This window comes from Burkholderia sp. MSMB1078WGS, from assembly GCF_001528895.1.
GTDB lineage: Bacteria > Pseudomonadota > Gammaproteobacteria > Burkholderiales > Burkholderiaceae > Burkholderia.
In genome coordinates this window covers 1-12,185 of the sequence record NZ_LPDI01000044.1, presented here as the reverse complement: position 1 = coordinate 12,185, position 12,185 = coordinate 1, and the positions used below count along the sequence as shown (strand labels likewise).

General features: G+C 67.1%; 14 protein-coding genes and 1 pseudogene. 10 read left to right on the top strand and 5 right to left on the bottom strand.

The genetic code is table 11. From position 1 onward, the window contains the following. The first annotated feature begins 259 nt into the window (after positions 1–259). Both WT24_RS13895 and WT24_RS13890 read left to right on the top strand, forming a co-directional pair. Positions 260–757 (top strand): MEKHLA domain-containing protein, encoded by a 498-nt coding sequence (locus tag WT24_RS13895; protein ID WP_060034060.1) that lies wholly within the window; start codon positions 260–262, stop codon positions 755–757. Between the two features lie 126 nt (positions 758–883). Continuing rightward, positions 884–1,189 (top strand): DUF4148 domain-containing protein, encoded by a 306-nt coding sequence (locus tag WT24_RS13890; protein WP_059499808.1) that lies wholly within the window; start codon positions 884–886, stop codon positions 1,187–1,189. A gap of 68 nt (positions 1,190–1,257) precedes the next feature. On the opposite strand, the gene ansP is transcribed toward WT24_RS13890, so the two are convergent. Then, complete coding sequence (ansP, locus tag WT24_RS13885) at positions 1,258–2,748, bottom strand: L-asparagine permease (RefSeq protein ID WP_059499794.1); 1,491 nt, start codon at positions 2,746–2,748, stop codon at positions 1,258–1,260. A gap of 471 nt (positions 2,749–3,219) precedes the next feature. Here ansP and WT24_RS13880 point away from each other — a divergent pair, with 471 nt between their 5' ends. From WT24_RS13880 to WT24_RS13860, 5 genes are all read left to right on the top strand, one after another. Next, a complete protein-coding gene (locus WT24_RS13880) occupies positions 3,220–4,026 on the top strand; it encodes a transporter substrate-binding domain-containing protein (RefSeq protein WP_059499793.1) in 807 nt (268 codons plus the stop codon). Between the two features lie 89 nt (positions 4,027–4,115). Then, on the top strand, positions 4,116–4,802 hold the full coding sequence (locus WT24_RS13875; protein WP_060034057.1) for an amino acid ABC transporter permease: 687 nt from the start codon (positions 4,116–4,118) through the stop codon (positions 4,800–4,802). Next, entirely contained in the window at positions 4,799–5,449 is a 651-nt protein-coding gene (locus WT24_RS13870) for an amino acid ABC transporter permease (RefSeq protein ID WP_059499791.1), read from the top strand. The genes WT24_RS13875 and WT24_RS13870 overlap by 4 nt, the downstream gene beginning before the upstream one ends. Further along, on the top strand, positions 5,436–6,188 hold the full coding sequence (locus WT24_RS13865; RefSeq protein WP_059499790.1) for an amino acid ABC transporter ATP-binding protein: 753 nt from the start codon (positions 5,436–5,438) through the stop codon (positions 6,186–6,188). The genes WT24_RS13870 and WT24_RS13865 overlap by 14 nt, the downstream gene beginning before the upstream one ends. A gap of 169 nt (positions 6,189–6,357) precedes the next feature. Continuing rightward, on the top strand, positions 6,358–6,636 hold the full coding sequence (locus WT24_RS13860; RefSeq protein WP_059793070.1) for a DUF4148 domain-containing protein: 279 nt from the start codon (positions 6,358–6,360) through the stop codon (positions 6,634–6,636). 178 nt (positions 6,637–6,814) lie between these two features. Here the strand turns inward: WT24_RS13860 and WT24_RS13855 are convergent, their stop codons facing one another. Together WT24_RS13855 and WT24_RS13850 are read right to left on the bottom strand one after the other, a co-directional pair. Then, positions 6,815–7,957, bottom strand: a complete 1,143-nt coding sequence (locus tag WT24_RS13855) for an FAD binding domain-containing protein (protein ID WP_060034055.1) — start codon at positions 7,955–7,957, stop codon at positions 6,815–6,817. A gap of 41 nt (positions 7,958–7,998) precedes the next feature. Next, positions 7,999–8,874, bottom strand: coding sequence for an alpha/beta fold hydrolase (locus tag WT24_RS13850; RefSeq protein ID WP_060034052.1), 876 nt, complete (start codon positions 8,872–8,874; stop codon positions 7,999–8,001). 455 nt (positions 8,875–9,329) lie between these two features. Between WT24_RS13850 and WT24_RS13845 the strand changes: the two genes are divergently transcribed. Continuing rightward, on the top strand, positions 9,330–9,542 hold the full coding sequence (locus tag WT24_RS13845) for a DUF1427 family protein (RefSeq protein ID WP_060034049.1): 213 nt from the start codon (positions 9,330–9,332) through the stop codon (positions 9,540–9,542). Then, a complete protein-coding gene (locus tag WT24_RS13840; RefSeq protein WP_060034046.1) occupies positions 9,524–10,261 on the top strand; it encodes a YoaK family protein in 738 nt (245 codons plus the stop codon). Before WT24_RS13845 ends, WT24_RS13840 begins: the two co-directional genes overlap by 19 nt. 149 nt (positions 10,262–10,410) lie before the next feature. Here the strand turns inward: WT24_RS13840 and WT24_RS13835 are convergent, their stop codons facing one another. Both WT24_RS13835 and WT24_RS13830 read right to left on the bottom strand, forming a co-directional pair. Next, on the bottom strand, positions 10,411–11,319 hold the full coding sequence (locus WT24_RS13835; protein WP_060034089.1) for a LysR family transcriptional regulator: 909 nt from the start codon (positions 11,317–11,319) through the stop codon (positions 10,411–10,413). A 158-nt stretch (positions 11,320–11,477) separates the two neighbouring features. Beyond that, complete coding sequence (locus tag WT24_RS13830; RefSeq protein WP_059499784.1) at positions 11,478–11,756, bottom strand: XapX domain-containing protein; 279 nt, start codon at positions 11,754–11,756, stop codon at positions 11,478–11,480. Between the two features lie 306 nt (positions 11,757–12,062). On the opposite strand from WT24_RS13830, the pseudogene WT24_RS13825 reads away from it, so the two are divergent. After that, positions 12,063–12,185: pseudogene (locus WT24_RS13825) on the top strand (hydrolase); the annotation flags it as partial.

Below are 12,185 nucleotides of genomic sequence, written 5' to 3'. Positions count from 1 at the left end.
TCGAAGCAGGGCTCGGATGCGCATTCGATGCGACGAGCGTGCAGTCTGCCGGCGCAGCGTTGACCCGACCCTGACTCGAGGATTACGAAACCGTTATCTGCGCCGGCGCGGCAGCAGCGGCTGTGCGGCGGGGCGCCCAGCGCGAGGCGGGCTGGCCGAATCGTCGCCGCCGACGGCGGTGCGCCGCTTCATCCATATAATGTCCGGCGGCAAAACCTTCGCTCATTCGCGTATCTCGCCCATTTCAGGAGCCAGACCGATGTCGTTGCGCACCGATGCAAACTTCTTCCTCCTACTTGCCGATTCGTATCGCCGGCTCGTGAACCGTCCGCTTGTGCCCGACGGTATGAGCTCATCCGACGGCGCCGCGTGGCTGTACGGTACGGCGCCCTTCGGCGTGCTTGCGCACGACACGTCGGCCGATCCGGTCTTCATGTACGGCAACCGGCGCGCGCAGGCGATTTTCGAATACGACTGGGATGAACTGACGGCATTGCCGTCCCGTCTGTCGGCGGAGCCGATGGAGCGACACGAGCGTCAGGTGTTTCTCGACAAGGTGATGCGCGACGGCTTCGTGTCCGAATACCGCGGCGTGCGGGTGACGAAGTCCGGCAAGCGGTTCTGGATCGAGCGCGCGACCGTGTGGCAGCTCATGGACGCAGACGGAACCGTGCACGGCCAGGCCGCGATGATCCCGGAAGTACGACCGCTCGACGCACCTGTGACAGGCGCGGGCGACCAGATAACAAATCCGTAATCGAAGCCTCACCTTCAGGAAAGCGCGCGAATCGCAGAATGGACACAACTCCTCATCGCATCGATGCGGAGCGGATGTCCGGCCTGATCTGCGGACGCAAACATGCCATCTTGTGAGGTGAACATCATGACCAACCTGATTCGTGCAGTCCTGCTTTCCTGTGCGCTGAGCGCACCGATCGTCGCCTTTGCGCAAACCACCGACCATGAGCTCACGCGTGCCGACGTGCGCGCCGATCTCGTCCGCGTCGAAAAGGCCGGTTACCGGCCGATCGGCAGCGATCCTTACTATCCGGAAGACATTCAGGCCGCCGAGGCGAAGGTCGCCGCGCAGCAAGCGCAATCGGCCGCTGCACGGCCGACCGACGCTGCAAAGCCCGCGACCTCATCGTTCGCGTCGCTCGACGCGCAGCAGTTGTACGAGCATCACTGAACGCGGCGATCGACCGCCGCCCGCGGTGCCGGCGGCGGATCGGTCAACGGCACGCATGCCGCCGCGATTCAGTGCTCGCCCTTCTCGAGCACGTTCTGCGTGAGGGCGACCGACGGAATCGTCGGCTTGAGCAACGCACGGCGCGCGCGGCGGCTCAACCACTTCCAGCCGGCCACGAGCAGCAGCGCGACCAGCGGGATCGATGCAATCGTCCATGTCCCGTTCGGGTAGTCGAAGGCCATCAGCACCAGCACGCCGAGCAGGAACAGCAGCGTGAGCCACGATGTCACGGGCGCGCCCGGCATCCTGAACGAGACGTCGTCCGCCTCGCCGCGCCGGACTGCGGCGCGGAACCTCATCTGGCACACGACGATGAAGCCCCATGTGCTGACGATGCCGAGCGATGCGATGTTCAGCACGATCTCGAACACGCTCGACGGCACGAGATAGTTGAGCAGCACGCCGACCACATAGATCGCGACCGTCACCAGAATGCCCGCGTACGGGACGGACTGCGCGCTCATCCGCGCGAGGAACGCGGGGGCCGAGCCGCCCATCGACAGCGCGCGCAGCACGCGCCCCGTCGAATACAGGCCGGAGTTCAGGCTCGACAGCGCGGCCGTCAGCACCACCAGGTTCATCACCGAGCCGATGCCCGGCACGCCGAGCGCGCCGAAGAACGTGACGAACGGGCTCTGGCCCGCCTTGTACGCGCTCCACGGCAGCAGGCAGACCAGCAGCACGACCGATGCGACGTAGAAGATCGCGATGCGCCAGATCACGTTGTTGATCGCGCGCGGCAGCACCTTGCGCGCATCCTTGCATTCGCCGGCGGCCGTGCCCACCAGTTCGACGCCTGCGAATGCGAACACCACGCCTTGCACCAGCACCAGCGCCGGCATCAGTCCGTGCGGAAAGAACCCGCCGTTGTCGGTGATCAGATGCATGCCGGTGCCATGGCCGGCCACCGGCATGCCCGTGCCGAGGATCGCCGCGCCGATCACGAGAAACAGCACGATCGCGGCGACCTTGACCAGCGCGAACCAGAACTCCATCTCCGCGAACCACTTCACGCCGATCAGGTTCATCGTCGCGACGATGCAGAGCGCGACGAGCGCGAAGATCCACTGCGGCACGGCCGCGAACGGCGCCCAGTAATGCATGTAGAGCGCGACGGCGGTGATGTCGACGATGCCGGTCATCGCCCAGTTCAGGAAGTACATCCAGCCCGCGACGAACGATGCCTTCTCGCCGAGGAATTCGCGCGCGTACGACACGAAGCTGCCGCTGCTGGGGCGATGCATCACGAGCTCGCCAAGCGCACGCAGGATCAGGAACGAAAACGCGCCGCATACGAGATAGACGATCGCGAGCGACGGGCCGGCGGCCTGCAGCCGGCCGCCGGCGCCGAGAAAGAGCCCGGTGCCGATGGCCCCGCCGATCGCGATCATCTGCACCTGTCGATTGCCGAGGGTCTTGTGATAGCCGGCTTCGTGCGATTCGAGCCAGCTGCGTTTGTCGGTTTCGCCGGTTGTCGACGGTTCGGGAATCGATGCCATGACGGTATCCTCGCGCACGGATGGGATTGGAATCATCCCGATCGCGGGACGATCGGGACCACCGGTACCGGCGGACCGGCGCGCGCAAGCAAGCGCACCCGTCCTGTTCGCGATTCGCCGGGTGTGGCGAAAGGCACGGTACGTCGCGAACGTAGTCAGCCGTAATTCCCGTCACAAACGGCATGCAAAATTGGACTGCGTCTGTTCGAATCCGTGCATAGGGGCCTCGGCGGCGGGTGAACCAATTGGGTAATTTGGTGCGCCGGCGCGCACTGCGAGGGCAACCGTTGCCGAAGGTGCCGGCTCATGCACCGAAATGAGGAATGCGGTACACCGAAAGGTTCGCCGAAATTTCCGTCTCGCGCCGATGCAGCCGGCGTTTTGCGGCAATGGCCTGGTTTTTGCTGGAGTGGTTCGGCCGCGCAATCGTTGCGCGCTGCCCGACGACATACCAGACAAGGAAGATTCACCGTGAGCCCGACGACCCGACCGTTCCCCCGACGCACCTGGCTGGCTGTACTGATCGCCGCCCCCGTGATCGCGCTGTTCGCCGCCGCGCCGGCCCACGCCGATGCGCTCGACACCATCGCGAAAAACGGCACGCTGCGCGTCGCGGTGCCCGAGGACTATCCGCCGTTCGGCTCGGTCGGCACGGACATGCAGCCGCAGGGCTACGACATCGACATGGCAGGACTCCTCGCCAAGGCGCTCGGCGTCAAGCTGAAGCTGGTGCCCGTGAACAGCGCGAACCGGATTCCGTACCTGACGACCAACAAGGTCGACATGGTGATCTCGTCGCTCGGCAAGACGCCGGAGCGCGAGAAGGTCATCGATTTCTCGAGCGCTTACGCACCGTATTTCCAGGGCGTGTTCGGGCCGTCCGACGTGAAGGTGAGCGCGCCCGCCGACCTCACCGGCAAGACGGTCGGCGCCACGCGCGGCGCGCTCGAGGAGATCGCGCTGTCGCAGCTCGCGCCGAGCGCGACGATCAAGCGCTTCGAGGACAACAATGCGACGATCCAGGCGTTCCTGTCGGGGCAAGTCCAACTGATCGCGGCCGGCAACATCGTCGCGGCGGCGATTCTCGCGAAGAATCCGCCGCGCCGCCCCGAGGTCAAGTTCGTGATCAAGAATTCGCCGTGCTTCGTCGGCGTCAACAAGAACGAGCCACGCCTGCTCGCGAAGATCGACGATGCGATCGCGCATGCGAAGCAGGACGGCACGCTGGGCGAAATGTCGCGCAAGTGGCTCGGCCAGCCGTTGCCGGCCGGACTGTGACGAAACGCCGTGCCGCGTGACACGTCGCCGCGGCCGGGATGCCCGGCGCGGCACGTGTCGTTGTCCGAACCCGAACTTATCCCGTTCCCATGAGCTACCAGCTTCAATTCGGCGAGCTTGCCGAGTACGCCGGCGTGTTCGCGGGCGGCGCGGCGATCACGCTCGCGCTGACCGCGGTCGCGACCGTGCTCGGCGTGGCGATCGGCGTGCTCGGCGCGGCCGCGTACAGCGCCGACGCGCGCGCGGCCGTGCGGTTGCGCCCGCTGATCGGCGCGTACGTCGAGGCGATTCGCAATACGCCGTTCGTCGTCCAGCTGTTCTTCATCTTCTTCGGCTTGCCGGCGCTCGGCGTGCATATCGACGAATACACGGCCGCGATCCTTGCGATGACGCTCAATCTCGGCGCGTACTCGGTCGAGATCGTGCGCGCGGGCGTGGCCGCCGTGCCGAAAGGGCATCTGGAGGCGGCGTCCGCGCTGGCGATGTCGCGCGCGCAGATGTTGCGCCACGTCGTGCTGCCGCAGGCGCTCGCCAAGGTGTTTCCCGCGCTGTCGAGCCAGATCGTGATCACGATGCTCGGTTCGGCGGTCGTGTCGCAGATCTCGGTGGCCGACCTGACCTATGCGGCAAGCTACATTCAGTCGCGCAACTTCCGCGCATTCGAGACGTACTTCGCGATCACGCTCGCGTATCTGGCGATGGCGCTGCTGCTGCGCGCCACGCTCGGCGCGATGGGCCGCCGCCTGTTCTCCCGGCGCGTGCGAGGTGCGCGATGATCGATTTCACGCTTGGGCAAATTCTCGCGAACCTGCTGCTGGCCGCGCGCTGGACGATCGTGCTGTCGATCGTGTCGTTCGTATCCGGCGGCCTCGTCGGCCTCGGGCTGCTCGTGATGCGCGTGTCGAATTCGACGGTGCTGCGCGGCGTCGCGAAGCTCTATATCGAAGTGTTCCAGGGCACGCCGTTGCTGATGCAACTGTTCATCGTGTTCTTCGGCCTGCCGCTCGTCGGGCTCGACGTTTCGCCGTGGGTCGCGGCCACGGCCGGGCTCACGTTCTTCACCAGCGCGTATCTGGCCGAAATCTGGCGCGGCTGTGTCGAGGCGGTGCCGAAAGGGCAGTGGGAGGCGTCGGCGAGCCTGGCGATGGGTTACGTCGAGCAGTTGCGTCACGTGATCCTGCCGCAGGCCGCGCGCATCGCGATCGCGCCGACGGTCGGCTTCGGCGTGCAGGCCGTGAAGGATACGGCGCTGGTGTCGATCATCGGCTTCACCGAGCTGACGAAGGTCGGCATCGCGATCTCGAACGCGACGTTCCGGCCGTTCGTCGTATATGGCCTCGTCGCGCTGATCTATTTCGCGCTCTGCTATCCGCTTACCCGTTATGCGCGCACGTTGCAAAGGAGATGGCATGCCGCTCGTTGAAACCCGGGGTGTCGAGAAGAATTTCGGCACCCATCATGTGCTCAAGGGCATCGATCTGTCCGTCGAGCGCGGGCAGGTCGTATCGATCATCGGCCGCAGCGGCTCGGGCAAGAGCACGCTGCTGCGCACGCTCAACGGGCTCGAGAGTATCGACGCAGGCACGATTTCGGTCGACGGAGAACGCGTCGATGCACGGCACGCCGACCTGCGTGCGCTGCGGCTGAAGGTTGGCATGGTGTTCCAGCAGTACAACCTGTTTCCGCACCTGAGCGCCGGGCAGAACGTGATGCTGGCGCAGTCGGTGGTGAAAAAGGCGCACCGTCAGCAGGCACGTGCGATCGCAGAGCTGATGCTCGAGCGCGTCGGCCTCGGCGACAAGTTCGACGCGTTTCCGGAACACCTGTCGGGCGGCCAGCAGCAACGCGTCGCGATCGCGCGTGCGCTCGCGATGAAGCCGAGTGTGCTGCTGTGCGACGAGATCACGTCCGCGCTCGATCCCGAGCTCGTCGGGGAGGTGCTGGGGGTCATCGAGCAGCTCGCGCGCGAGGACATGACGCTGATCATGGTCACGCACGAGATGAACTTCGCGCGTGCGGTGAGCGACAGGATCGTGTTCATGCACCAGGGGCGTGTATGGGAGAGCGGCACGCCCGACGAGATCTTCGAGCGGCCGCAGACCGTGGAGTTGACGCGGTTTCTGGGCACCGTCCGACACACGGCGCCGTTGCGCGTCGACTGACGCTGCCGTGCGACCGGGCCGCGACCGGATGACAAGACCGTAATCGAAGCCTCACCTTCCGGAAAGCGCGCGAATCGCAGAATGGATACCACTCCTCGTCGCATCGATGCGGAGCGGGTGTCCGGCCTGATCTGCGGACGCGAACATGCCATTTTCGGAGGTGAACGTCATGAACAATCTTATTCGTGCAGTCCTGCTTTCCTGTGCGCTGAGCGCACCGATCGTCGCATTCGCGCAAACCGCCGGCGACACGATCACGCGCGCCGACGTGCGCGCCGACCTGATTCGGGCGGAGCGCGACGGTACGCTGCCGACGTCGAACTCGGACTATCCACCGAGCACGGAGACGATTGCGCGCAATCGCGAACTGTATGCGATCGCACATGGCGACTGGCACACGGCAACGGCCGCGACGTCGGCGTCCGTCTCGACCGCGAGCGCGCAATGAAGCGCCGAGCGAAGGGGCTGGCGATCGCCGCGTGGCTTGCGGCAGCCGCGGCCCCAGCTTTCGCGCGCGGACAGCCGCAACTACCCGCAGACGACGGCGGGCGCGCGAGCGTGCTGCGTGCGCTGAATCCCGAGGCCGCTCCGTACCGCGCGGCGGCCGACAGACGGCCGGCGCACCTTCACGCCGCGCCCATCAACCGCGCGCCGAGCGCGATCCCGCGCGCGGACAGCAACGCACCGGCCGCACGCTGACGGGCGTCCCAGCCTGCCAGCGCGACATCGAACGCGGCGCCGCGTGCGACGTCGCGCAATGCTTCGGCGAGACCGACCGCGTCGTCCGCGGCTTTCGCGACGCCCGCCGCCGTGTGCGGGCGCACGATGCATGCGGCGTCGCCGAGCAGCACCGCGCGCCCGAAAGCCATCCGCTCGACCGCGAGATCGAGGATCGCCTGCGCGAACGGCGCGGGTGTCGCATCGACGAGCGCGGCGAGCGTCGGTGCGAGCATCCGGTCGGCGGCGTCGACGAGTTCCGTGCGGTTGTCGTCGCGCATCGCGCCGGGCGGCAGCGATCCGTCGCGCTGCGTGCCGTCGCGCGCAAGGAACAGCGACGGCAGCCGGTCGGCCGCCAGACGCCGGTACCACACCCAGTTCACGCGCCGTTTGCCCGCTTCGGTTGCGCCGTCGGCGCCGGGCACCAGATAGGTGAGGAACAGGTGCCGGTCGCCTTGCTGGAACGTGAAGCGTTCGCGCAGCAGATACAGCACCTGCTCGGGCAGCGTGCGTTCGTCGACGAGCCCGCGCCACGCGACATAGCCCGCATACGTCGGGCGCACGTCCGGCAGCAACTGCGCGCGTACCGTCGAGCGGCCGCCGTCCGCGCCGATCAGCAGGTCGGCGGTCTCGGCGCGGCCGCTCGCGAAATGCGCGACGATCCGCTCGCCGTCCTGCTCGAACCGCTCGAACGCGTCGCCGGCCTGGATGACCCCGGCCGGCAGCGCGCGCTTGAGCGCCGTGTAGATCACGTTCCACGCGGTCTGCGTCTGCGGCATCGCGAAGCGCTGCACGATCCGGTCCTGCGCATCGACGTAGATCCGGTCGATCGAATCGACGCCGGCGTCGCGCGGCAGCGCTACGCCGCCGAACGCGAACGCGCGCTCGATCGGTGGCTGCAGCACGATGCCGCCGCCGCGGCTGTCGAGCGCGTACGGCGATTGTTCGAATACGCGCACGTCCCAGCCGGCCGCGCGCAGCGCGGTCGCCGCGAACAGCCCGCCGACCGATCCGCCGGCGATGACGGCCTTGCGGCCCGATCCGTGTTCCATCCGGTGCTCCTCCGATGATGCCGCGTGCGGCGGGCGTTGCGTCAGCCGGCCCAGCCGCGCAAGAAGTCGAGCAGCAGCGCGTTCACGCGCTCGGGCTGTTCCTCGTGCGGCAGATGCCCGCACTGTGCGATCGGCTCGGCGCGCAGGTTCGTCGCCATGCTTTCCCATACGGCCTTCATGTCGAACATCTTGCCGACCGCGTAGAAATCCTCGCCCCAGATCGCCATCGTCGGGCACGCGATCCTGACGTCGGCATCGACGAGGTCCTGCTGCACGTCTTCCGCGTTCGCGCGATAGTCGGCCAGCGCGCCGCGCACGGCCCCCGGGCGCCGATACGCGCGCACGTAGGTGTCGAACGCGTCGCCCGCGATGGCGTGCGGGTTGTAGCACCAGTCCGCGAAAAAATAGCCGAGCCATTCGGCTTCCTTGCCGGCGATCAGCGCCTCCGGCAGGTCGGGCACCTGATGGAACAGGAAAAACCAGTATGCGCGCGCCGTTTGCGCGGTCATGTTCTGCGCGACGATGCGCGTCGGCACGTTGTCCATCACGACGAGCCGCTCGACGCGTTCGGGGAAGTCCTTCGCGAAACGCGTCGCGACGCGTGCGCCGCGATCGTGCCCGACGAGCGCGATGCGCTCGATGCCGAGCGCATCGAGCAGCGCGGCGAGATCGCGCGCCATGTTGCGCTTGTCGTAGCCGGCCGCGGGCTTGTCGGTTTCGCCGTAGCCGCGCAGGTCGGGCGCGATCACGCGATAGTGCCGCGCGAGCGCCGGAATCTGGAAGCGCCACGCGAAGCTGGTTTCGGGGAAGCCGTGCAGCAGCACGACGACGGGCCCGGCGCCGGCGTCGATGAAGTGCTGGCGGATGCCGTTCGCCGTAACGGTGTGATGGGTGAGTGCAAGCGTGTCGGTCGTCATGGAGGAATCCCGGTTCTGCGGGCGGTGCGCGATACGGCACGCGTCCGATGCTGTCCGAGCATAGGGCAGGCGACGCGCGTCGCGGCTGAATCGTTCTGAATCGGCTCGAGCGTGGCGCCGCTGCGTCGCTTGCGGCGCGGGCGCATCGCGGATGAGCCGGACGCGATACGCTTCAGCGCGGCCGGCGTGCCGTTGAGGAACGCGTCGATCTGTCGTTCGATTTCCGCGTTGCGCTGTGCTTCGGAGGCCGGCGTCGCGATGTCGTACGCGCGCCCCGGCGCGGCCGGCCACGCAGGCGGGCGCCATGCCGAGCCGCGCGTTGCGCGGCGCTTTCAGGAAAATTCAGTTCGCCGCCGTGACTTTCAGGCGGGCGTTCCCTTAGTCTTGCTTCAGAACCGCCGCACGGGCCGGACGCCATCCTGTCGGCCGGGCCCGCGGCGCAACCGGAACGGACCATGCCTTATCTGATCTCGCCGGGAGCCGCTATCGCAGTCGGCTTCCCGTATCACCGCGTGCGCGTGCAATCGCCCGCGGCGCCGCTGATCGCGCTCGCGCGCCGGCTCGGCATCGTCGCCGACGAGCAGGCGATCCCGCTCGCCGCACAGGTCCGCGATGCGGACACCGCCGACACAACCGCGGAAGCCACGACATGCAGCCCGTGCAAGTAACGGTAGCGGGCGCGGCGGCCCCCGATCGCCTGCACGGCGAGGATGTGTACCTTGCATCGATCGCCGGCTATGTCGACACGCTCGGCTTCGTCGCGCTGTTCGGGCTCTTTACCGCGCACGTCACCGGCAACTTCATCCTGATCGGCTCGGGCCTCGCCGGTGTCGGTCAGGGCCTCATGATCAAGTGGCTCGCGTTTCCGGCATTCATCGCGGGGATCGTGGCCGCCCGCCTGCTCGATCACCGGATGCGCGTGCGCGGGCATGGCCCGCGGGCGCGCGCGCTGTACGCGCTGCAGACGATCCTGCTGGCCGGATTCATGCTCGCCGGCGTCGCGGCGTCGCCGATCGGCAGCGCCGATGCGCCCGCGACGATCGTCTGCGGGCTGCTCGGTGCGGCGGCAATGGGCGTGCAGAACGCGCACGGCCGGCTGACCGCGCGCACCGTCGTCGCGAACACCGTGATGACCGGCAACGTCACGCAGGCGGTCATCGATGCATTCGACTGGCTCGTGCCGATTGCCGCGCCGGCCGAACGGGAAGCCGCACGCGCGCGGCTGCGACGCACGCTGCCGCCGGTTGCCGGATTCGCGCTCGGCGCGGGCGCCGGGGCGAGCGCCTACCTGTACGCCGGGTTCTGGGCACTGGCGCTGCCGCTCGCGGCGCTCGGCTTCCTCACCTGGCGATCCGGCCGGACCGGCGAGCCGTCCGCGTCGCGCTGAACGCCGATTCCGCACGCGACGTCGGCTGCGTGCGGAATGGGGGGCGGCGAAGCCGCTCCGCTCTTCATTCTTTCGACGCTGATTTCGGGAACGGTTTGATGCAGGTGAGCAAGCGCGAGACCGCTCGACCGTTCGTAGAAAGCGCAGCGTCACACGCGCGCGGTGAACCGGTCGACGAGGTCGTGGTGACCGAGCCGTTCGACCCACCAGCGTAGCGCGCGCCCGGCTTCGTTGGCGCGCCACGCGATATAGCAATGGGTCGTGTCGCGCATGCCGGTGACTTCCCGCGCGACGAGCCTGCCTTGCGCGATCGCGGGCGCCGCGATGCAGTCCGGGAGCGTACCCACCGCGAGCCCTTCGCATTGCGCGGCCAGTTTCGCAGCGAGCGTCGGCACCGCGAGATACCGTTGGCCAGGGTCAAGCGCGGCCGACTGCGGCTGAAGTTCGCGGGACGTGTCGGAGATCACCGCGCCGCGATACTCGACGATCGATGCCATCGACAGCGGTTCGGGCAGCGCGGCGAGCGGATGGGTAGGGGCGACCGCGAACACGTGCCGCAGCATGCCGATTGGCTGCGCGACGATGTCCGGCAGTTCAGGCGGCTCGCCGGCCGCGCCGACGATCAGATCGGCCCGCCGCGAAATCAGCGCGTCCCAGGTGCCGCCGAGCACTTCGGTGGAGAGTCGCAGCCGCGTATCCATTTCGAGATCGTAGAACGCGTGGACGTATGGCCACAGCTTGTCGAAAGGCAGTATCTCGGCGATGCAGACGCGGATCTCGGTTTCCCAACCTTGCTGCGCGCGCTGCGCCTTCCGTTCAAGCTGTTCGGCAGCGCGAAGCAGACGGCGGCCTTCCTCGACGACGATGCGGCCCGCGTGCGTGAGCTTCGCACGACGCCCGCTGCGATCGAACAACGCGACGCCGAGATCGTTCTCGAGCTTCCGTACGACGTATGTCAGTGCGGACGGCACGCGGTGCACCAACTCTGCGGCGTCGGCAAACGTACCGGTGCGGTCGATCGCGTCCAGTGCCTCGAGTGCTTCGAAAGACAGCTTCATGGCGAATTTCGCGACGGCAAGCGCATCGGGCGATGTCGCGCCGTCGAGCGACGCTGAATCCAATACGGTTCAAAACGGGTCGTCATCCGACGTGCCGGGACACGCACGCCTGCGAGCCAACGGTCGGGCCGACGCCGCGTTCGCTCGACATCGGCCCGTCACGTCGGCGTCGATTCGCGGCGCTTTACGGCAGCGTCGGCGTGTGCGCCGGGCAGCGCGCCGAACATGTGCTGGCTGCACTTGGCGTCGCGCCACGCGGTTCCCAGTTGGATGCCGTCGAACATCCGACGCACCACGGGAAGAATCTGCTCGCCGGCGAGAATGCCGAGCAGGCCGGCCAGGGCGACGGCGGGCGGCGCCGGCGATTGCACGCCGATCAGCGCATAAACGACGCCGGCGAGGATGCCGGCGAGAAGTGAAGCAATGTACGGTTTCATGGGTCTGGAATGGAATGACGGCCGTTAAAGATACGGACAACTACCGGGCTGGCGTCGATCCGAAAGTCTTGGGCCAGCCTATCAGGTCCGCGCGTTCGTCGTCAGCACATTCAATGAAATTCAGATCTTTTCAGTCTGAATTCAGCGCGTGGCGAAAATCAGAACAATTAACTGGTGCGGCCGCAAGTTCACGTATTGAATGGCGCAGGCCGGCTGCCGACGCTTGCGACTCGGCGCATTGGACGTTTCGCGGATTCGTCGGCCAGGCAAGCCTCATCTTTCTTCGCGTCAAAGGACATCACCATCATGAGCAACCCCAAGCTTGAAGTACTTACCCCGCACAACAGCCAGCTGATCTTCATCGACCAGCAGCCGCAGATGGCGTTCGGCGTGCAGTCGATCGATCGCCAGACGCTGAAGAACAACGTC